General features: G+C 33.3%; 19 protein-coding genes. 6 read left to right on the top strand and 13 right to left on the bottom strand.

Annotated elements, in window-relative coordinates:
- Nucleotides 1-34 precede the first annotated feature (34 nt).
- The 4 genes from ACHRVZ_RS04185 (at nt 35) to ACHRVZ_RS04200 (ending at nt 3,581) form a co-directional block, all read left to right on the top strand.
- Nucleotides 35-277: a GlsB/YeaQ/YmgE family stress response membrane protein gene (locus ACHRVZ_RS04185; protein ID WP_395420923.1), complete on the top strand. Its 243-nt coding sequence runs from the start codon at nt 35-37 to the stop codon at nt 275-277.
- A 120-nt stretch (nt 278-397) separates the two neighbouring features.
- Nucleotides 398-1,225 carry a sterol desaturase family protein gene (locus ACHRVZ_RS04190; RefSeq protein WP_395420924.1) on the top strand — a complete coding sequence of 276 codons (828 nt, stop codon included), beginning with the start codon at nt 398-400 and terminating at the stop codon, nt 1,223-1,225.
- A 120-nt stretch (nt 1,226-1,345) separates the two neighbouring features.
- Nucleotides 1,346-1,624: a DUF2805 domain-containing protein gene (locus tag ACHRVZ_RS04195; protein WP_395420925.1), complete on the top strand. Its 279-nt coding sequence runs from the start codon at nt 1,346-1,348 to the stop codon at nt 1,622-1,624.
- Nucleotides 1,625-1,724: 100 nt separating this feature from the next.
- Nucleotides 1,725-3,581, top strand: a complete 1,857-nt coding sequence (locus ACHRVZ_RS04200; protein ID WP_395420926.1) for a peptidase M61 — start codon at nt 1,725-1,727, stop codon at nt 3,579-3,581.
- A gap of 160 nt (nt 3,582-3,741) precedes the next feature.
- On the opposite strand, the gene ACHRVZ_RS04205 is transcribed toward ACHRVZ_RS04200, so the two are convergent.
- Both ACHRVZ_RS04205 and ACHRVZ_RS04210 read right to left on the bottom strand, forming a co-directional pair.
- Nucleotides 3,742-4,185 (bottom strand): hypothetical protein, encoded by a 444-nt coding sequence (locus ACHRVZ_RS04205; protein WP_395420927.1) that lies wholly within the window; start codon nt 4,183-4,185, stop codon nt 3,742-3,744.
- Nucleotides 4,186-4,385: 200 nt separating this feature from the next.
- Complete coding sequence (locus ACHRVZ_RS04210; protein ID WP_395420928.1) at nt 4,386-6,719, bottom strand: GH92 family glycosyl hydrolase; 2,334 nt, start codon at nt 6,717-6,719, stop codon at nt 4,386-4,388.
- Nucleotides 6,720-6,895: 176 nt separating this feature from the next.
- Between ACHRVZ_RS04210 and ACHRVZ_RS04215 the strand changes: the two genes are divergently transcribed.
- Nucleotides 6,896-7,519 carry a M949_RS01915 family surface polysaccharide biosynthesis protein gene (locus tag ACHRVZ_RS04215; protein ID WP_395420929.1) on the top strand — a complete coding sequence of 208 codons (624 nt, stop codon included), beginning with the start codon at nt 6,896-6,898 and terminating at the stop codon, nt 7,517-7,519.
- Nucleotides 7,520-7,617: 98 nt separating this feature from the next.
- On the opposite strand, the gene ACHRVZ_RS04220 is transcribed toward ACHRVZ_RS04215, so the two are convergent.
- From ACHRVZ_RS04220 to ACHRVZ_RS04270, 11 genes are all read right to left on the bottom strand, one after another.
- Complete coding sequence (locus ACHRVZ_RS04220) at nt 7,618-8,214, bottom strand: GNAT family N-acetyltransferase (protein WP_395420930.1); 597 nt, start codon at nt 8,212-8,214, stop codon at nt 7,618-7,620.
- Between the two features lie 35 nt (nt 8,215-8,249).
- Nucleotides 8,250-8,606 (bottom strand): hypothetical protein, encoded by a 357-nt coding sequence (locus tag ACHRVZ_RS04225; RefSeq protein WP_395420931.1) that lies wholly within the window; start codon nt 8,604-8,606, stop codon nt 8,250-8,252.
- 202 nt (nt 8,607-8,808) lie between these two features.
- Nucleotides 8,809-9,987 (bottom strand): AIR synthase related protein, encoded by a 1,179-nt coding sequence (locus ACHRVZ_RS04230; protein WP_395420932.1) that lies wholly within the window; start codon nt 9,985-9,987, stop codon nt 8,809-8,811.
- Between the two features lie 153 nt (nt 9,988-10,140).
- Nucleotides 10,141-11,628, bottom strand: a complete 1,488-nt coding sequence (locus tag ACHRVZ_RS04235) for a carboxypeptidase regulatory-like domain-containing protein (protein WP_395420933.1) — start codon at nt 11,626-11,628, stop codon at nt 10,141-10,143.
- Nucleotides 11,629-11,652: 24 nt separating this feature from the next.
- The gene (locus ACHRVZ_RS04240) at nt 11,653-13,026 is read right to left on the bottom strand and encodes a CsgG/HfaB family protein (protein ID WP_395420934.1); all 1,374 of its coding nucleotides are present in this window, start codon (nt 13,024-13,026) and stop codon (nt 11,653-11,655) included.
- Nucleotides 13,026-13,433, bottom strand: coding sequence for a curli production assembly/transport component CsgF (locus tag ACHRVZ_RS04245; protein ID WP_395420935.1), 408 nt, complete (start codon nt 13,431-13,433; stop codon nt 13,026-13,028). Before ACHRVZ_RS04245 ends, ACHRVZ_RS04240 begins: the two co-directional genes overlap by 1 nt.
- A 16-nt stretch (nt 13,434-13,449) precedes the next feature.
- Nucleotides 13,450-13,770, bottom strand: coding sequence for a CsgE family curli-type amyloid fiber assembly protein (locus ACHRVZ_RS04250; RefSeq protein ID WP_395420937.1), 321 nt, complete (start codon nt 13,768-13,770; stop codon nt 13,450-13,452).
- Between the two features lie 5 nt (nt 13,771-13,775).
- Nucleotides 13,776-14,186, bottom strand: a complete 411-nt coding sequence (csgH, locus tag ACHRVZ_RS04255; RefSeq protein ID WP_395420938.1) for a curli-like amyloid fiber formation chaperone CsgH — start codon at nt 14,184-14,186, stop codon at nt 13,776-13,778.
- 5 nt (nt 14,187-14,191) lie between these two features.
- Nucleotides 14,192-14,731 carry a hypothetical protein gene (locus tag ACHRVZ_RS04260; protein WP_395420939.1) on the bottom strand — a complete coding sequence of 180 codons (540 nt, stop codon included), beginning with the start codon at nt 14,729-14,731 and terminating at the stop codon, nt 14,192-14,194.
- 70 nt (nt 14,732-14,801) lie between these two features.
- Entirely contained in the window at nt 14,802-15,704 is a 903-nt protein-coding gene (locus ACHRVZ_RS04265) for a hypothetical protein (protein WP_395420940.1), read from the bottom strand.
- A 394-nt stretch (nt 15,705-16,098) separates the two neighbouring features.
- Nucleotides 16,099-18,288: a glutamine synthetase III gene (locus ACHRVZ_RS04270; RefSeq protein ID WP_395420941.1), complete on the bottom strand. Its 2,190-nt coding sequence runs from the start codon at nt 18,286-18,288 to the stop codon at nt 16,099-16,101.
- 426 nt (nt 18,289-18,714) lie between these two features.
- On the opposite strand from ACHRVZ_RS04270, the gene ACHRVZ_RS04275 reads away from it, so the two are divergent.
- Nucleotides 18,715-19,731 (top strand): glutamine synthetase beta-grasp domain-containing protein, encoded by a 1,017-nt coding sequence (locus ACHRVZ_RS04275; protein ID WP_395420942.1) that lies wholly within the window; start codon nt 18,715-18,717, stop codon nt 19,729-19,731.
- Nucleotides 19,732-20,118: the final 387 nt, after the last annotated feature.

The raw sequence follows: 20,118 nt of genomic DNA on the forward strand, positions 1-20,118 counted from the left end.
TCAACTTTAATTTTAACCCTTAAAATTATATCATATGGAATTTTTATATTTTCTACTTATTGGAGCGATATCAGGTTGGTTAGCAGGCCAAGTTTGGAAAGGCGCAGGTTTTGGATTAATTGGTAACATTATCGTTGGAATAATTGGTGGATTTATTGGCGGCTGGATCGCTGGTAAATTTGGTATTGGTGGCGGCGGACTTTTATGGCAAATTATAATTGCTGTTGGTGGAGCCTGGGTTTTGCTATTTATCATTAGTTTGGTCAAAAAAGCATAAATCATTCAATCGCATAACAACTTTTAAAAGAGAAAATCAGATATTTTAATATTCGGTTTTCTCTTTTTCCTTTAGCAGAATTCCTCAATTGGTGCTTCTATCCTATTTAATTTTATTTTTATGAATGATATAATTGCTTATTTCAGTACGATTCCGTCTACGCATAGAAGTTTAATTCTGGTTGGAGGAATTACAATCTTTTGGCTGATCGAAAATACTTTTCCTTTATTCCGGATGAAGTACAAAAAATGGCAGCATGCCGGAATCAATTTCTTTTTAACCTTCACTACGATTATCGTCAATTTTGTTTTGGCATTTATTTTAATCAAAACAGCAAACTGGACAACAGAAAATCACTTTGGCATTTTACAATCGTTACCAGAATTACCAATTTGGTTATACACTCTGACAGGTTTACTTTTATTAGATTTAATTGGTGCATATTTAGCACATTATATTCAGCACAAAATAAAGTTTTTATGGCGATTTCATTTAATTCATCATACAGATACCTGGATCGATACTACAACGGCGAACAGACATCATCCGGGCGAAAGTATCATTCGGTTTATTTTTACAACTCTAGGCGTCTTAATTGTAGGAAGTCCCATGTGGATGGTTTTCCTATACCAGAGCCTATCTGTAATCTTTTCACAATTTAATCATGCTAATATTTCTTTACCCCGTAAATTAGATGTTTTATTGAGCTATTTTATTATTTCGCCAAATATGCATAAGGTACATCATCACTATGTTTTACCTTATACAGATAGTAATTACGGAAACATTTTTTCAATATGGGATCGCCTTTTTGGCACTTTTACAACGTTACCCAAAGAAGAATTAGTATATGGAGTAGACACGCATATGGCTCCCGAAGAAAACAATAAATTGAAAAATTTATTACAAATTCCGTTTCAAAAATCAAGATCTGCAAAAAACAGTTAAAATCCTTAAAAAAAACATCCCTCATCTAACCAAGTAATTATTTTTTTTATTAATATTGATACTTAAATTGAAAATCAATCTATTAATCATTAACCCCTATTTTGAATTAATTTTCACGTGATGAAAAAGAGTAACCGCAAAGAATTGAATTGGGAACAAACGGAAAGACTTGTTTCGTTAGCTTTAGAAGAAAAAAATCCATTTGAGATCATTAAAAAAGAATTTGGATTGGCAGAAAAAGAAGTACTGGAAATCTTGAAAAAGAAAATGCCTCTTGAAAAATTTGAGATGTGGAAGAAGAAGGCAATTGCAAATAAACCAAAACCAAAACAAGTTAAAATAGATGATTTTGATGAAGATTTGGATGGTAAATATTATATAAAAAACAAGCTAGACTAAAACAGAACTCCTGAAATTCAGGAGTTTTTTTTATATTTTTAAGTTCAATGTAACTTTTTTACATCTTGTAAGTCAAATAGCAATAACTAAACTCGAATAAATGAAAAAAATTCTTTACACCTTAGCTCTTGCTGTAACGCTTTGGAGCTGTAAAACCGGAAGCTCAACCGGTGCCGCAAAAAACAACGTCGTAGAGGTAAATATAAATCTTGTTGATGTAAAAGACGATAAGGTTTTGGTTACTGTTACGCCTCCACAAATAAAAACTGACGAAGTTATTTACAGTATTCCGAAAACAGTTCCTGGAACTTATTCTACAGATAACTACGGTAAATATTCAGATGGTTTTAAAGCTTTTGATGCCAAAGGAAATTCTTTGACTGTAAAAAGAATTGATGATAATTCATGGTCTATTTCTGATGCAAAAAAATTAAAAAAAGTTACTTATTTAGTTGGTGATACTTTCGACACTGAAAAAGGAACCGGATTTGGTAATGATGACGTTTTTTCACCTGCTGGAACCAATATCAACGCAGGAGTTAACTTCATGGTTAACACGCACGGTTTTGTAGGTTATTTTCAAGATAAATTAGACACTCCTTACAAAGTTACAATTACACATCCTGAAACACTTTGGGGAGCTACTTCAATGAATGATGAAGATGCCAGCAAAACTAGCGACGTTTTTACGACTCCTCGTTATGCTGTTTTGGTCGAAAATCCTATTATGTATTCTAAACCAGACTACACTACATTTAATGTAAATGGAATGGATATCCTGATTGCAGTTTACTCTCCAACAGGAAAATTTACTGCTGAAAGTATTACGCCGGAAATGAAAACGATGATGACAGCGCAAAAAAACTTTTTAGGAAAAGTAAACGCGACTAAAAAATATTCTGTTTTATTGTACTTGTCAACTATGGCAAAAGATGATGCGCATGGTTTTGGAGCTTTAGAGCATCCAACAGCGACTACAGTTGTTTTACCGGAATCTATACCAAAAGAAAAATTAGTAGAATCAATGAAAGACGTTGTTTCACACGAGTTTTTCCATATTGTAACTCCATTAACCATTCACTCAAAAGAAATTCAGTTTTTTGATTATAATGCACCAAAAATGTCGGAGCATTTATGGATGTATGAAGGTGTAACTGAATATTTTGCCAATCTTTTCCAAATCAATCAAGGTTTAATCGACGAGTCTGAATTTTATACTCGTATTGCTGATAAAATTGAGCAATCAAAAGAGCTAAATGATACAATGTCATTTACTGTAATGAGTAAAAATGTTTTAGACCAACCCTACAAAGATCAATACTTAAATGTATATCAAAAAGGAGCTTTAATTGGAATGTGTATTGACATTATTATCAGAGAAAAAAGCAATGGAGAAAGAGGAATTTTAGATCTAATGCACAAATTATCTGATGAATATGGTGTTGAAAAACCATTTAATGACAATGAACTTTTTGCAAAAATTACAGAATTAACTTATCCTGAAGTTGGTGAATTCTTAAATAAATATGTTGCCGGAACAACTCCAATTCCTTATGATTTTTATTTGGCTAAAGTTGGTGTAACAAAAGCATCTGAAAAAGTTCCAGGTGCAATTTTCATAAAAGGACAAACTCCATATATTGGTGTTGACAAAGCAACCAAAGCGATAAGCGTTCGTCCTGGCGAATTAAATGTGTTTTTTACTAATTTAAACTTAAAAGCTGGTGACCAAATCATTGCTGTAAATGGTAAAACATACAACTTAGATAACATTTATGATTTGATTACTGAAAGTGAAAACTGGAAAGAAAATGATCCTATTACAGTTAAAATAAAACGTGATGGAAAAGAACAAAACATAAAAGGAACTGTGAAAGTACCATTTGAAGAAAAAGAGACTTTTAAAGCAACCGATACTACAAAAGAAAAACTTAAAAATGCATGGTTGAAAGGATAATTTCTTTTTGACTCAAAATAAAAAACCGACAAGTGATTGTCGGTTTTTTTATGTTTTTAATCAGATTGTATTTGATCTGTCAGACTGAGCGAAGTCGTATTTTCGCAAAGTGATTCAGCAAACGCGACTTCGACTTCGCTCAGTCTGACAAATATTGTATTTATTTCTTAACAGGAAATTTCCAATCAAATTCGTCTTTTTCGTTGATGATAGCTCCAATTTCGAATTTTACAACTTCATCAAATTCAGTTTGAAGAATGAACCAGTTGTCTTCGTTGAAGTAATTCTCAAAAGTATCAAAAGTTTCCTGAGTAAATTTTGTAATTCCCTTTGCAGCAAAATCTTTCTTTACATCAGCAATTTTTCTTCCAATTAGTTTGAATCCAAAAACTTCTAAATCATTGCTTGAAGCCACTAAATAACCTAATTTCAAGTCTTCTTCATGATAAAAAGTCAATCTGATTTTATGTGCATTATACACAAAAATCACATTATCATCTTCATCTACATAATTTTTATCAGGCTTTCCTAAAGCAGCTGTAACATCGTTTTGCTTCATTCCGAAAAGCAATTTATCAATTCCTGATTTTAGATTTATTTTCATATTTACTTTTATTTAAAGTGCAAATTTCGTGAAGTTTTTGCAAACTTCATGACGATTCTTTTTTAATATTTTTTTTCGCCACGAATTACACTAATTTTCTCGAATTTTAATCGTGCACATTGTCAGGCTGAGCGAAGTCGAAGCCCTTTTCGTTATGAAGCCCTTCGACTTCGCTCAGGGTGACACATATAAAACTAATATTAATATTGTTTCTTATTTGGCTTACTGCTCATATAAAAAGTAATTTTTCCTCCGTTTATTACATCTGAATGTTTTAGGAAAGGTTTATTTAATTGTTTTCCATTTAAAAGCACTTTGCTCACAAAAACATTTTCATCAGATTGATTTACAGTTTCGACTTCAAATTGCTTTCCGTTTTCTAAATTAAAAACAGCTTTTTTGACCAGCGGACTTCCCAAAGCATATTCATCAGAACCGGGTGCAACCGGATAAAATCCCAAACTGCTAAAAATGTACCAAGCACTCATTTGCCCAAAATCATCATTTCCGCCTAAACCATCAGCTCCATTACGGTACATTTTTTTCAGGATCATTCTTATTTTGTCTTGTGCTTTCCAAGGAGAATTTGTCCAATCGTACAAATAAACTACATGGTGTGAAGGCTCGTTTCCATGCACATAATTCCCGATGATTCCATCTCTGGTAATGTCTTCAGTATTTTCAAAATATTTATCAGGCAAATGCATGCTGAACAATGAATCTAAACGAACATTAAACTTATCGTTTCCTCCCATCATTTTTATCATTTCGGCAGGATCTTGAGGAACATATAAACTGTAATTCCATGAATTTCCTTCAATAAAACCTTGTCCGTGGGTATCAAGTGGATCAAATTCTTTTTTGAAAGTTCCGTCGTTTAATTTAGGACGCATAAAACCTGTTTTAGCATCGTAAACATTTTTGTAATTTTTAGATCTTTCAATGAATTCATTATAAATATCTGTTTTGCCTAATTTCTTTGCCGCTTGTGCAATCGCCCAATCATCATAAGCATATTCTAAAGTTTTAGAAACCGAAGAACCGTTTTTGTCTTCAGGAACATATCCCATTTTCATGTAATACTCTAATCCGTCATAATAAGGAACTTTAGCCGTATTTACGCAAGCCTGAAGGGCTTTTTCAGGATCAAAGTTTCCATTGCCTTTTACAATCGCATCGGCAATTACAGAAACCGAATGATATCCAATCATACACCAATTTTCGTTGGCATAATGCGACCATATTGGCAACATTTTATGCACACTTTGATATGAATGTGCTAACATTGAACTTATCATATCTGAATTTCGTGTGGGCTGCACCAAATTAAATAACGGATGTAAAGCTCTATAGGTATCCCATAACGAATAACTGGTGTAATTTTTAAAGTTCTCGGCCTTATGAACATTCATATCCAAACCTTTGTAATTTCCGTCTAGATCCATATATTCTGTTGGTCCTAAAAATGCATGATACATAGACGTATAGAAATTCACCAAGTCTTCTTTTTGAATAGTTTCTATCTGAATTTTATTCAGCTCATTATTCCAAACTTCCTGACTTTGTTTTTTTACTTTTTCGAAATCCCAACCCGGAACTTCTTTTTTCATGTTTTCTAATGCTCCGGCAGAACTTACCGGCGAAAGCGCCATTTTAATTTTGATTTTTTCTCCTTCTGAGGCATCAAAATCGAAAAACAATTTTAGGTTCTGACCTGCCATTTCAGGGAAATTCTTGGTTTGATCAAATCTTCCCCAAAAACCTTTGTACACACTTTTTTCCTGAGTTGCTTGTCCGTAGCTTTTAATTGGTTTGCTAAAAGACATAGCAAAATAAACGGTTCTGGTCCTTGCCCAACCATTTGTCTGCCTATAACCTGTTATCAAGGTATCATTTTCAACGCGAACAAATGTCCAGACATTCTTTTTGTCATAATTGTAAATTCCGGAAGTTAAATCTAAGATTATATGTGCTTCATTAGACTTTGGAAATGTGTATTGGTGCATTCCTACACGCGTAGTCGCCGTAAGTTCGGCTTTGATTTTATGGTCTTCTAAAAAGACGCTGTAATACGCAGGTTCTGCTTTTTCGGTTGCATGAGAAAATGCCGATCGATATCCTGATAATGGTTTTGAAGCTATACCCGGATTCAATTGTAGTTTTCCGGTTGTTGGCATAATCAGGAAATCCCCTAGGTCTGAATGTCCGGTTCCGCTAAAATGAGTGTGACTGAAACCAACAATTGTTTTGTCTTCATATTGATATCCTGCACAATATTTATAGACATCACCATTGTATTTTCCGTTTAAACTATAGGCAATTGTATCTGTTTCCGGGCTTAGTTGCACGCTACCAAACGGAACTGTTGCTCCGGGATAAGTATGTCCCATTTTGGCCGTACCAATCATTGGATCTACATACTGAATTAAGTTTCGTTTTTCAGCTGTTTTTTTCTGTGCTCTTATTTCATTGGCTAAACCAAGTATTAAAATGGAGAACGCTAAGAGAAGTCTTTTGCTATTTATACTATTCATCAGATATTTTTTAGATCATTACTTTGCAGTTATAATAGTAATGTTTTATTGCTAAAACGATTTAATATTATTTTCAGATTAGAAAATTACAATAAAATATGCTTTTAAAAAATATTAATTTCTCTAACCTAAAAAGGTTTTAAATATCTTTGATTCAGTAAAAATGCAATTCATACATGAAAAGATATATTTTATTTCTAGTTCTTTCTTACTCGATATTTGGCTTTTCTCAAAAAGTAGAAAGTTATAAATTAACAAAGGAAGAAATTGTACAAAGAGAACTTGATGTCGTTTCAGATTTTCCAATTTATAAAGCATTTGAATATTCAGATAAAAGCGGCGTATATGAATTGCTTTTATGCGAAAACAAAAAAACTATTTTTAAAAAAGACACGTTAAACACGAAAATTCAGGCAATTTGTGTGATGAATGATCACGGTGGATTTTTAGAAAAATGGAGGATTAACGATTTACTTGAAGATTATATTCCTAAAGAAACTACAATCTGGTTCTGGACAAAATATTGTAGCACAAAAGATCTTGATGGCGATGGCTATATAGATCCTATATTAGTTTATGGAACGAGAACAGAGTATGACGAAATCAGACGCGTAAAAATTATCACGTTTTATAAAAATCAAAAATATGTAATTCGTGCTGTCGAATGTGATTTAGATGATTGCAGAAGTTTTAAGAAAGATAAAAATTGGAATTTATTACCTAAAAAAACACAAATTTATATTGATCAATTGGTCGTAAAAATGAGAAAAGAACAAGACTTACTATTGAAAGATGGATAGAAATTAACTGCTATTTTTTACTGAATTAATACCAATTCCGAAGCTTCGGTACGGGACAGCTCAACAATATTGCTCGAGCCTTTGGCTCTTTTTTTATTTTAAAGCTTTTGCTTTAAATTCTCTTTAACCTCATCAAACCATTCGTTTCTAAGAATACTTAAAACTATTGAATCACGACGCACATCGCTATTTGCAGTTGGCATATGACTTCGTAAAACGCCTTCGACTTTACAACCGATACTTTTCATGGCGGCAACACTTCGTTCGTTATTATTATCGGCACGGAATTCTACTCGCTCCATTCCCAGCGTTTCGAAAGCAAATTGTAATAGTAAGAATTTACAATGTTTGTTGAGTCCGGTTCCTCTAAAGGCAGAACCATACCAGGTAAAACCTAATTGTAGTGTTTTGAATTCGAGATTCATATCGTAAAAACGTGTTGAACCTGCGTATTTTTGAGATTTTTTATCGAAAACTATAAAAGGAAATTCTTTTTGATTTTCTCTTGCTTTTATAGCTGCTTGAATATACTTGATCAGGTTTTCTTTTCCATCTGCTCCAACTAATGAATATTTCCAGGTCTCTGGTTCATTGATTGAAATTTCTAATAAATTATCGACATCTGATTCTTGCAAAGAACGTAATAAAACCAAATTGTCTTCTAAAATAATATTGTCTGAGAAATTGAAATCCATTAGCTGTAAATCTATCTAAAATTTATATTGAAGTTTTACTCACTCATTTCATCGTAACGTTCCGGAACTTGCGGATCGTACAACGGACATTTGAATTCTTCCATCACCTCAACTAACTTGTTCATCGTTTTGCCTTCGGTTCCGTAGCAGTCGATTTTTACACTTTGTGGTGTTGTTATTACTTGAAAAGCTCCTTTTCCTGAATTGTTTTTCCAGCTGTTTTCGTCAACTCTTTCCCATTGTGAGAATACTGAAGCAATTCTGTTCATGATTACCTCAACTGGAAGTGTTTCCAGACCCTCGACATCTTCTCTTTCTACAAGAGCTTCATAAACCTCTTGGTGGTTTAAGTAAACTTCTTCTAAATATCTCCAAAAAAGTAATTCGTACATAGCTTGGTATTTTTTAGCCCCGATAGAAGTGAAAATCCTTTTACTTTTTTCTTTAAAAAGCAAAAGATTGCAACGGATAGCGGGATTAGCTCCTAAAAAAGCTAATTATTAATAAAAAAGGTTCTGCTGTATACTCCAGTATATAAAACCTTTGCAACTCAGTCCCGAAACTTCGGGACTGTAACTTTGTAACTTAAAAAAATTAATATTCGAATGTACCGTATTCACTGGTAATAGTAAGTTTTTTAGCATCGGCTACTTCTACTCTACCTACGATTTGTGCATCGACATTGAATGATTTTGAAATCGCAATAATATCTTGTGCGATATTTTCAGGAACATAAATTTCCATACGGTGACCGCAATTGAAAACCTGATACATTTCTTTCCAATCTGTTTTTGATTGCTCCTGAATTAACTTGAACAATGGTGGAACCGGAAATAAATTATCTTTTATAATGTGTAAATTTTGAACGAAATGTAAAATTTTAGTTTGTGCTCCTCCACTACAATGCACCATTCCGTGAATTTCGTTTGGTGTGTAAGTGTCTAAAATTTTCTTGATAATTGGCGCGTAAGTTCTCGTTGGAGAAAGTACTAATTGACCAGCGTTTATTGGACTGTTTTCAACGGTATCAGTTAAATTTACCTGACCTGAATAAATCAATTCTTCCGGTACTAGCGCATCATAACTTTCAGGATATTTTTTGGCTAAATATTTACCAAAAACGTCGTGACGGGCAGATGTTAAACCATTACTTCCCATTCCGCCATTATAGCTTTTTTCGTAAGTTGCCTGACCAAAAGAGGTCAATCCAACAATTACGTCTCCGGCTTTGATATTTGCATTATCGACAACATCTGAGCGTTTCATACGTGCAGTTACGGTTGAATCTACAATTATAGTACGAACTACATCTCCAACATCGGCAGTTTCTCCTCCTGTTGAATGAATGGTTACTCCGAATGATTTTAATTCGTTTATTAATTCTTCGGTACCGTTGATGATGGCCGAAATAACTTCTGCAGGAATTAAGTTTTTATTTCTTCCGATAGTTGATGAAAGCAAGATATTATCTGTTGCTCCAACACATAATAAATCATCGATGTTCATGATTAATGCATCTTGAGCGATTCCTTTCCAAACTGAAATATCTCCAGTCTCTTTCCAATACATATAGGCTAATGATGATTTTGTACCGGCACCGTCAGCATGCATAATTAAACAATGCTCTTCGTCCTGAGTCAAATAATCAGGAACAATTTTACAAAATGCTTGAGGAAATAAACCTTTATCGATATTTTTTATGGCGTTGTGTACGTCTTCTTTTGATGCCGAAACACCTCTTTGTGCGTACCTTTTGCTAGAATCTGAACTCATGAAACTTAGTTTGTGTTGATGTGGTGCAAAGATAATCTCTTTTTTTAATTCTTAGGTTGATTCGTATGTCTGATTCACAAAAAAAATCGGCAGTTTTATATCACTGCCGATTTTCTGCAATAAAATTGGTTATAAAAAAATTGATCTTTTAGGTTATTCCCAGTCTGGCATAAAGTATCCTCCAAATAAAGTGGCTCGTGAATCTACGGTTGAGATACCACTTTTTACGATATTTTTTATAGAGACGCCGTCATTTGAGGTGTTAGTAAAAATAATTTCTGCTTCATTTGGCGAATATCTTGCATCATAATCATTTGTTCCTGATGGTTTTCCGCTAACAATTGAGGTTGCGGTTGATGTTGCCAAATTGTATTCAAAAATTCTGAGATCGAGCTGTCTGTAATTTTGATCTTCATATTCTGAGATATCTCTGGAATAAAGCAGCTTTTGACCGGTTATCGAGAAGTTCAATCCGCTTACAGCTCCTTTATATCCTGAAAGTACTTGAAAAATTATATTACCAGATGTATCTATTACATAAATTTCTACATTATAACCGTTAACATCATTGACTTTTAAGGCAATTTTTGTTCCGTCATTGCTCCAATCACACTCTGATATAAACTTACCATTTGGTGTTTTATAGATTTGCGTCAAACCACTTCCGCTGCTATTAATTTTGTACAGTTTATCAAAATTCGGATAAATAATTTCACTTCCTGAGGTATTCCAACTGAAGCCTATATAATCTGAATTAAAACCTGCTATTGGAACTGAGTTTGTGATTTTTGTAATTCCGGAACCATCTTCATTCATCGTATAAATATGATTCTGTCCACCGCTAGATCTTATAAAAGCTATTTTTTTGGCCTGTGTATTTCTTCGCGGCTTCCAGCTGTTGGTCTCTAAACTTGTAAGTCTGTATTTATTACTGGCATCGTCAATAGAATAGATCACATTGTTCTCGCCCACTTTATTAACTCCTAAATATCTTGTAGTCGGGAATGTTGATGTGGTAAATGAACTTACTGCGCTCAAAATATCTACATTTATTCCATCATTCGCTTTTACTTGCCAAAAGTATTTAACACCATACAATAGTCCTGTCAACGATAGTTTTTTGTCTTTAATATCTGAAAATATCTTTACATCAGTATTAGCATCATTTCGTAAAGTAACTGTAAAAGTAAGTGCATCGTTATCAGGATCTGTTGCGGTCCAGACAAGATCGAGCGCAATATTCTGGTTTATGGCATTATCTGTTGGTGTCGTTAACACAGGAATTGCCGGCGGTTTATTATTTGCTGTTGCTTTTTTTAGCTCGAATATAATTTCTGATGCATTACTGGCGCTCACTGTTACCGATTCGAATTTTGCAACATAACCGTCTTTTTGAGCCTGAAAGGAGTACTCTCCTACTTTTACTTTGTTCATTACAAATTTTCCTTCTACATCTGTAAAAATAGTTCCTGAAGTAGGACTTGAAGTAATTTTTACATTTTCCATTGGCTCAAAGGTATCTGCTATCACTACCCGCCCTATAACAGTTCCATACTCTACTTGGTCTACTTTTTCTTCGCTGCAAGAACTTAGCACAATAAAAAAAAGAAAACATAATTTTAAATATAAGTTATTCATCATCTGTGTTTTAAATTATTCAACATGCTATTTTTTACTCTTGTTTTTATTACTCGAAAAATAATAGGTAAGTCCTAGTCCGAATTTATAGTAGTAATCGTCTCTAACTCCGGCCACGAGATAATCTATATTGTCTGAAAAATTAATATCATATTCTCCAAACAATTTGATTCCGACTGAATTAGAAACCAGATATTCTACACCCGCGCCAAATTGTATTTTTGAATGTGTGTTTTCAGACTTCTTATTCATTCCAAAACCTCCACCTCCATATACATAAGGACTAAATTTATCTTTTGGAAGAAGAAGAAGCTCCAGATTTAGATCATAAGTCAAATACCCTACATCAATTATATCTTTATTAGCCAGAATAACTGCATTTGTAGACGCGCTTATATTAAGACCGTGCGTAATAAAATATTTTAAAGCTCCTCGTCCCATTGGTTTTAATACCGGATTTGCATAATCGCCATCAATAAGTGAGGTTCCGCCCGAAATTTCGATAGCAAATTTAGAACGTCTTGGTTCAAGATCTCTCCCGTATAATGCTGTACGGTCTGCCACTTCGTTTTCGGTTTCATATCTTTTCATTGCAATAGCTAAATCTGACGGTGTTGCATCTGCTTGCCATATATTATCCTGAATTCCTTCTAAAACCAGAGATTGTACTGCTTTTTCTATCGCTTCAGTAACTGCCATATGAACGGGTTCATTTGTTGTATACCCTGTTTCTACTTCTAAAAGTCTTTTAAAACTTACATATTTAAACAAACTTTCGTCTATTGCCTGTGACAAAATTGTTTTTGAAATATAAACTGATTTTAAAATTTTTCCGTTTGAAGTTGAAACCATTCTCAGGTAAATCGTTACGCGATCCTGACGGTATTTTATAGAACCTCCTGTACCAAAATATCGAGCTCCAAAACCTCCTGTTATAATATTAGAATCATACGAAATAATTCCGCCTTCTAACAAAACTCCTGCATATAACAGCGGCGTTAATTGCGGTTCATTTGGATTTGCATTTTTCGAATATTCTTGTCTTGTTGACCGAATAAGATTTCTTTCCTGCAATAAGTTTCCAATATTTTCACGTTCGATTGGTATAAACCATTTAGAATCTTCTAAGGCTTTTAGCAAAATCGAAGTTGCACCCTGAGTCACAGCAGTACTAAAATTGCTTCCGTTTTCCTGAGGTTTATATTGTCCTGTTTGGTCTCTAAATTTGTAAACTCCAACCACAATTTGCTCTTTAGGTTTTGGAAGTTCTTTTAATAGAGAAGTTGCTGGTGTGCTTTCACCCAGAACGGCTTTTTCTACTCCGGTTGGCTGATTATAAAAAGCACCACAACCTGAAAATAAAAGGACAAGTAACAGAATTAAGTAGTTATATACTCTCATTATTGTTTATTTGGAATGATTACTTGCGTCTGTTCTCCTGTAGTTGTATCTAAAATATTTACCGATAAACCTTCAGACGAAGGATAGATATCGACTGAATAACTTCCAAAGGTGTATGAACCTACAGAAAGACCATCTGTTCCAAATTGTTGTTTATAAAGCGAGCTTGAAATCTGACTTAACAACTGGGCATTTAAACTTGCTTTAAATTGCTCCAGATCTGTTTTTTGCGGCGTAGCTTCTGTTTTATCTTTTAATTTATTTTGAGATTCAGCGCTGCTCAAGAGCCACTGATAATTAAAAGTATCACCTCCAAAAGCAGGATTTACAGGCTTGTAAACCAATGCTTGTGATCTGACGAACGGTGAAAGCAGAAGAAATAGTGAGAGGCTTAAAATAAATTTCATGACCTTAATAATAAAATTAATACTGAGTGAAATATTTGCGTTGCTTTTCTAAATCTTTTAAATAATAGATAGTTGCATTGATTGATTCCTGAGCTACAGCTTCTAAAAATTCATCGTCTGGTCGTACTAAAAAATCATAAATAACCGTGTTGTCTATCGAAACGGTTATTTTTGTGTTTCTTCCAAAACTATATTCTTCAGTTATTACAACTATTTTTTTTGCATTTATTCCAATATCATTGTACTTGTAATAATACTTATCGTAAAAATCTTTTCCCATTTTGGTTTTAGTATCATCGGTTATAATACCTCTTAACTCAAATCCATCGGCGGGCATAATTATTACATCATCTTTTTTTTTTCTTCACCCAGAACCACTCTGTCTTTTGCTATTATTTCTTTGTCTTCGTCATAAAATAACAACAACACAATAACTTCATCATCTGCACTCACATTAACCTGAGTGGTCGATAATTTTTTAACTTCATTTGGTTCTAGTGTAAAAAGCCCTACTTGAGCATTATTAGACTGATTATTACTTTTATCATTATTTTTTATTACAGATAATCTATAAGAAGCACTTTTAATAACATCAGTAAGGTTTTCTGCCATACCGGTAATTTTAAAGTTATCTTCTATTTTCTCAACATCTATTTTTGCTTTTATCTGATTTTGAGGAACAGAAATCTGCCCCATCAAAACAGAACTAACTAACAAAAAACTCAAGAGAATATATCTGAATAAAAATTGCATTTCTTTTAGTTTAATTTGTTTAAAATAATCACAGTAGCTCCATTTCCGTTTTGAGTAATTTTCATGTCTTTAGAAATAGAATTTGTGCCATAACTCTGTATTTTTTGATCGTTCCCTTTCTGAATCATTTCTGTTTTAACATCATAATTCGTTCTATATGAATAATCTGAAATACTATTATTTTTTCCTTGTTGAGATATATTCTGAGATATCGTTTTAGCATCTTTCACTAATGATAAATCATTAAAATCTCCTTTTTGGAAAACTGAAACATTAACTTTTTGTGCATTAACATCTGCTCTGACTGCATTGTAATTCCCTATCTGCTGAATCAATACGCCTTGTGAAAATTGTTGCACTTGTTCTAATTGTAATTGATCTGTACTTTTTTTATTTATAGATGATACTATACTTAAAGCGGTATCTTTAGAATCAAATACTGATGAACTATAAGCTTTAAAACCTGAAGTTTCCTCTTTTTCTTGTCCTCTAACAAACACAGAAAAAAGTACTAAAAGAAAAATATATAATAGATTAGTTTTCATTTTTTCTATGGTTTTAAAACATGACAGCTAAACGAATTTAGCTGTCCATGTTTAAATATTTTAAGTAACCTTAATTACTTTGAATCACATTAGATAAATTCATATTACCTTGTTGAATTACTACACTTGCATTTCCTGTAGACAAAATTGATGCAGCACTTTGTGTTCCGTAAGATTTATTTCCGTTACCTTCTTGTAATACATTTTCAATATTTCTGTAACCTGTTTGAGTAGAGGTAGCTAAATTGTCATTTCCAAATTGATAATGATTTGACACATTTTTAGAAGTAGCTGTTGCAAAAGCTCCACTAGTTTGAGTTTGGTTTGATTCGTTATCTAAACCTCCTTGGCTTGCATATGCTTCACCAAATTTTCCATTTTGTGTTTGAGTAGCATCGTTTCTTCCGTGAGGAGAAGCTGGTACTGAAGTTGATAAAGCCGCCATTCCAGTAAATACAGCTGCAGTTGGCAATGTATTTCCGCTGGTTCCCTGATCAATTGTTGCTTTGTTGCTATTACCAGTTTGTTTTTGCGTTGCTTTATCTTCACCTTTTAAGTTACCTGTAAAAAGTCCATAAGAAACATTTGTTTCATCTTGCCAGATAGTTGCATCATTTTTATTTCCAACTTGAGTTTGGTAAGCTTTATTTCTCCAGTTGTTTTGAGAAATGTAAGCAATGTTTTGTTCTCCATTTTGTACTACTTCTGCTAAGTTGTCATGAGAAATGTTAACTCCCAAAACTGTCATTTGTCCAGGATTCACACCTTGAAAAACTTGCGAAGTATTATCCCAATTCATTTGTTTCACACTAGAACTTTGAGCGGTTCCTATTTGATGAACAAAAGCATCCTGACTAGAACCTGTCTGGTTTACATAACTTGTGTTTGGAGCAATAGTACCTGGTAGAATTTGTGCGGTTCCAAATGCACTAACAAAAAGCATCGCGGAGATGCTCAAAATTACTTTTTTCATAATAAATATATTTAATTGGTTATTAATACAAATTATTATGTAGGCTAGTGTAATTTGGGGAAAATCATACCATCAAAATCGTCATTTGAAAATAAAATAAGAACGTTTATTTCCTTTCTTCCTGATCAAAATTAGAAAACTTCTCGAAAACCAAAACAAGTATAAACACCTATTTTACAATATATTAAAGCCTTTTCGATGAACTGTAAAACTATCTCGATGAACTACTGGTTTTATTTTTTTTGTTAGTAAGAAAAAAGCTTCATACTGAAATTAATTCAATTTTACCCCTAAACAAATACCATAATAACAATATGATAAGTGTTTTTTTAACATTATCACAAAAAAAAGCCTGTCTTATTGAGACAGGCTTTAACGATATTTCGATCAAATATTACTTCGTAAACAATAATTCTCTGTATTTGGTTAGTGTCCAACTTTCATCATCTACTAATAATTCTAATTTATCACAGTGATTACGAATGTCTTCAAAATAAGGTTTTACTTTATTACAATATGCTTCTGCCATTTTTTGAGCATCAGTTAAATGATTGGCTGTTCTTCTTTCATCTGTCATTGCCAATACCTTAGAATTGATTCCTTCTATATGACCGGAAATTTCTTTTATTAAAACAATCTGTTCTTTAGCAATAGTTTCAAACTCTTTTCCGAAGATTTCTTTTAAACCTTTTACGTTTTCAATTAAAGTATTCTGATAACGAATTGCTGTTGGAATAACGTGATTTCTTGAAATATCTCCTAAAATTCTTCCTTCGATCTGAATTTTCTTAGTGTATTCTTCCAACTCTATTTCGTAACGCGCTTCAACTTCAACATGATTCATAATGCCTAATTCTTCAAACAATTCAAATGCTTGTTTCGAAACTTTGGCTTTAATTGCCTCCGGAGTAGTTTTAAAATTGCTTAAACCTCTTTTAGCGGCTTCTTTTTCCCAAGCTTCGCTATATCCGTCACCTTCAAAAAGGATCTTTTTAGATTGTTTGATGTATTCTCTTAAAACATTAAAGATAGCGTCATCTTTTTTCATGTCTTTAGACTCAATTAAAGCATCTACTTCAATTTTAAAGTCTTTTAATTGTTTGGCTACAATTGCATTTAAAGTAGTCATTGAATTAGAACAGTTCGAATTTGAACCTACAGCTCTAAACTCAAACTTGTTTCCTGTAAAGGCAAAAGGCGAAGTTCTGTTTCTATCTGTATTATCCAAAAGAACGTCTGGAATTTTCCCAACTACATTCAGTTTCAGGTCAGTTTTTTCTTCCGGAGATAGTTTTCCTGTAGTTACACTTTCTAATTCGGATAAAACTTTGGTTAATTGCGCTCCAATAAAAACTGAAATAATTGCCGGCGGCGCTTCGTTAGCTCCTAGCCTATGATCATTACTTGCTGTTGCGATAGAAGCTCTCAATAAAGTTTCGTAATCATTTACCGCTTTTATCGTATTAATAAAGAAAGTTAAAAACTGTAAGTTACTCATTGGCGTTTTACTCGGACTCAATAAATTAACTCCTGTATCTGTTGCCAGCGACCAGTTATTGTGTTTTCCTGAACCGTTTACACCTTTGAATGGTTTTTCGTGAAATAAAACTTTAAAATCATGACGCTCAGCAACTTTTTGCATTACATCCATTAATAAAGAGTTATGATCTACGGCAAGATTTGTTTCTTCGAAAATTGGAGCCAACTCAAACTGATTTGGCGCAACCTCATTGTGACGCGTTTTTACCGGAATTCCCAATAACATACATTCTTGCTCTAAATCTCTCATGTACGTTAAGGCACGCGTTGGAATAGAACCAAAATAATGATCGTCTAATTGTTGCCCTTTTGCAGATGTATGTCCTAATAAAGTACGACCTGTCATCATTAAATCCGGACGTGAATTTGCTAAAGCTTTATCTATCAAGAAATATTCCTGCTCCCAACCTAAAGTTGCAGTTACTTTCTTAACGTTTTTATCAAAATAACGACATACTTCTGTAGCCGCTTCATCAATTGCAGACAATGCTCTTAATAAAGGAATCTTATTATCTAAAGCTTCTCCTGTGTAAGCAATAAATACAGTAGGAATACACAAAGTTGTTCCATATATAAATGCCGGAGATGTTGGATCCCAAGCTGTGTAACCTCTTGCTTCGAATGTATTTCTAATTCCTCCGTTAGGAAAACTAGATGCATCTGGTTCTTGTTGTACCAATTGTGCACCACCAAATTTTTCTACAGGATCACTTCCATCGTACGAAACTTCAAAAAATGCATCATGTTTTTCAGCTGTTGTTCCTGTAAGAGGCTGAAACCAGTGTGTATAATGTGTAACACCTTTGGCAAGAGCCCATTCTTTCATTCCCATGGCAATATAATCTGCCAGTTTTCTGTCTATTTTAGTTCCATGTTGAACCGCATCTCTTACTCCTTTTAAAGCATCCGAAGTTAAGTACTGCTTCATTGCTTTCTCATTAAACACATTTGAACCAAAAATGTTAGATTTTCTATCAATTTCTTCAAAATGTACTGGCTTTCTTGTAGAAGCTTCTTGTAAAGCTTGGAAACGTAATGTTGACATGTATATAAATTTAAAATTCGTAATAATTTTCATTAAAAAAAGAGGAACAAATATAAACAATTAAACAGGTGATTTAAAACATAGATTTCAGAATTTTATACGACGATTTTTCAACAGAAGACGCTTTTTTCAAAGAATAATGAATTTGATTTCAAGAAATGTAACAAAATACATCAGTATTATTCATTAAATAAACATTTTTTCACAATTCCTTAATCACGAAATCCAAAAAACTGGTGTAATTTTTACGAATTTATTTTTTAATGGTGTTAAAAATTGCTTTTTTAAAAATATACCCCTAACAAATTTGCGCTTATCTAAAAAATAATACTTCACTAAACAAAATACCCCCCTAATTTTTACGGCTAAAAAAATAAATCTATATTTGACCCAACGAAAAAAACAAAAAAATTAATTTATATTATTATGGCTAAAATTAAGTTAGAGTACATTTGGTTAGATGGATATGAACCAACTCAAAATCTTAGAAGTAAAACTAAAGTTGAAGAGCATGAAAATTTCAAAGGAACATTAGAAGAACTTGGAAATTGGTCATTTGATGGTTCATCAACAAAACAAGCTGAAGGTGGATCTTCAGACTGTCTACTAGTTCCTGTTGCAATTTACCCTGACCCAACTCGTATCAATGGATACTTAGTTATGTCTGAAGTTATGTATGCTGACGGAGCACCGCACCCTTCTAACGGTAGAGCTACAATTGATGATGATAATGATGATTTTTGGTTTGGTTTCGAACAAGAGTATTTCATCATGGATACTAAAACTTTATTGCCATTAGGTTTCCCTGTTGGAGGTTATCCTGCTCCACAAGGTATGTACTACTGTTCTGTAGGTGGAAAAAACACACACGGAAGAAAATTAGTAGAAGAGCATGCTGATTTATGTATTGCTGCAGGACTTAACTTTGAAGGTATCAACCAAGAGGTTGCTTGCGGACAATGGGAATTCCAATTATTTGCTAAAGGTGCTAAAAAAGCCGGAGATGAAATCTGGATTGCAAGATATTTATTAGATCGTTTGACTGAAAAATATGGTTACTATATCGAGTATCACCCAAAACCACTTGGAGATACAGACTGGAATGGTTCAGGAATGCATGCTAACTTCTCTAACGAAGTATTAAGAACATGTGGAGACCAAGCAACTTACGAAAGAATCTGTGAGGCTTTCCGTCCTGTAACTGCTGAACACATTGCTGTTTACGGAGCTTACAATGACTTACGTTTAACTGGTAAACATGAAACTGCATCTATCCACGATTTCTCTTACGGAATTTCTGATAGAGGAGCTTCAATCAGAATCCCGTTAATTACGGTTCAAAAAGGTTGGAAAGGCTGGTTAGAAGACAGAAGACCAGCTTCAAACGGAGATCCATACAAAATTGCTGCTAGAATTATCAAAACTGTAAAATCAGCACTATAATTCATAGTTCAAATTATACTCAAAAGAGTGTCATCTTAATTGGTGACACTTTTTTTTTGATACAGTCTTGTCCATTTCGACCAAAGGGAGAAATCACACGCGTAACTCGACAAAGATTGGCGACATAGCATGCGAAGTCTCTAGTGTGATTTCTCCCTTTGGTCGAAATAACAAACTAAACTAAATAAAAAAACAATTACAATCATTGCCATCCCGAGGAACGAGGGATCTCTATGAGTACTTTGGCAATCTAGAGAAATACTTTGTGTTAGTTTCTTGCAAAGATTCCTCGTTCCTCAGGATAACAAAAAATGCGATAATTTTGTAAACATTGAACATTTCGACTTCATTCAATGCGACAAAAAGTTACAACAAAAATCATCGTAA

It is taken from the genome of Flavobacterium sp. FlaQc-57, from assembly GCF_044007395.1.
GTDB lineage: Bacteria > Bacteroidota > Bacteroidia > Flavobacteriales > Flavobacteriaceae > Flavobacterium.

What these genes read in the sequence shown, in the direction of transcription:
- ACHRVZ_RS04205 (WP_395420927.1), bottom strand. Translation starts at nt 4,185, where the DNA reads ATGAAAATAAATCTAAAATCAGGAATTGATAAATTGCTTTTCGGAATG.
- ACHRVZ_RS04185 (WP_395420923.1), top strand. Translation starts at nt 35, where the DNA reads ATGGAATTTTTATATTTTCTACTTATTGGAGCGATATCAGGTTGGTTA.
- ACHRVZ_RS04275 (WP_395420942.1), top strand. Translation starts at nt 18,715, where the DNA reads ATGGCTAAAATTAAGTTAGAGTACATTTGGTTAGATGGATATGAACCA.
- ACHRVZ_RS04190 (WP_395420924.1), top strand. Translation starts at nt 398, where the DNA reads ATGAATGATATAATTGCTTATTTCAGTACGATTCCGTCTACGCATAGA.
- ACHRVZ_RS04265 (WP_395420940.1), bottom strand. Translation starts at nt 15,704, where the DNA reads ATGAAAAAAGTAATTTTGAGCATCTCCGCGATGCTTTTTGTTAGTGCA.
- ACHRVZ_RS04260 (WP_395420939.1), bottom strand. Translation starts at nt 14,731, where the DNA reads ATGAAAACTAATCTATTATATATTTTTCTTTTAGTACTTTTTTCTGTG.
- ACHRVZ_RS04220 (WP_395420930.1), bottom strand. Translation starts at nt 8,214, where the DNA reads ATGGATTTCAATTTCTCAGACAATATTATTTTAGAAGACAATTTGGTT.
- ACHRVZ_RS04200 (WP_395420926.1), top strand. Translation starts at nt 1,725, where the DNA reads ATGAAAAAAATTCTTTACACCTTAGCTCTTGCTGTAACGCTTTGGAGC.
- ACHRVZ_RS04215 (WP_395420929.1), top strand. Translation starts at nt 6,896, where the DNA reads ATGAAAAGATATATTTTATTTCTAGTTCTTTCTTACTCGATATTTGGC.
- ACHRVZ_RS04225 (WP_395420931.1), bottom strand. Translation starts at nt 8,606, where the DNA reads ATGTACGAATTACTTTTTTGGAGATATTTAGAAGAAGTTTACTTAAAC.
- ACHRVZ_RS04270 (WP_395420941.1), bottom strand. Translation starts at nt 18,288, where the DNA reads ATGTCAACATTACGTTTCCAAGCTTTACAAGAAGCTTCTACAAGAAAG.
- ACHRVZ_RS04230 (WP_395420932.1), bottom strand. Translation starts at nt 9,987, where the DNA reads ATGAGTTCAGATTCTAGCAAAAGGTACGCACAAAGAGGTGTTTCGGCA.
- ACHRVZ_RS04210 (WP_395420928.1), bottom strand. Translation starts at nt 6,719, where the DNA reads ATGAATAGTATAAATAGCAAAAGACTTCTCTTAGCGTTCTCCATTTTA.
- ACHRVZ_RS04240 (WP_395420934.1), bottom strand. Translation starts at nt 13,026, where the DNA reads ATGAGAGTATATAACTACTTAATTCTGTTACTTGTCCTTTTATTTTCA.
- csgH (WP_395420938.1), bottom strand. Translation starts at nt 14,186, where the DNA reads ATGCAATTTTTATTCAGATATATTCTCTTGAGTTTTTTGTTAGTTAGT.
- ACHRVZ_RS04250 (WP_395420937.1), bottom strand. Translation starts at nt 13,770, where the DNA reads ATGCCCGCCGATGGATTTGAGTTAAGAGGTATTATAACCGATGATACT.
- ACHRVZ_RS04245 (WP_395420935.1), bottom strand. Translation starts at nt 13,433, where the DNA reads ATGAAATTTATTTTAAGCCTCTCACTATTTCTTCTGCTTTCACCGTTC.
- ACHRVZ_RS04235 (WP_395420933.1), bottom strand. Translation starts at nt 11,628, where the DNA reads ATGATGAATAACTTATATTTAAAATTATGTTTTCTTTTTTTTATTGTG.
- ACHRVZ_RS04195 (WP_395420925.1), top strand. Translation starts at nt 1,346, where the DNA reads ATGAAAAAGAGTAACCGCAAAGAATTGAATTGGGAACAAACGGAAAGA.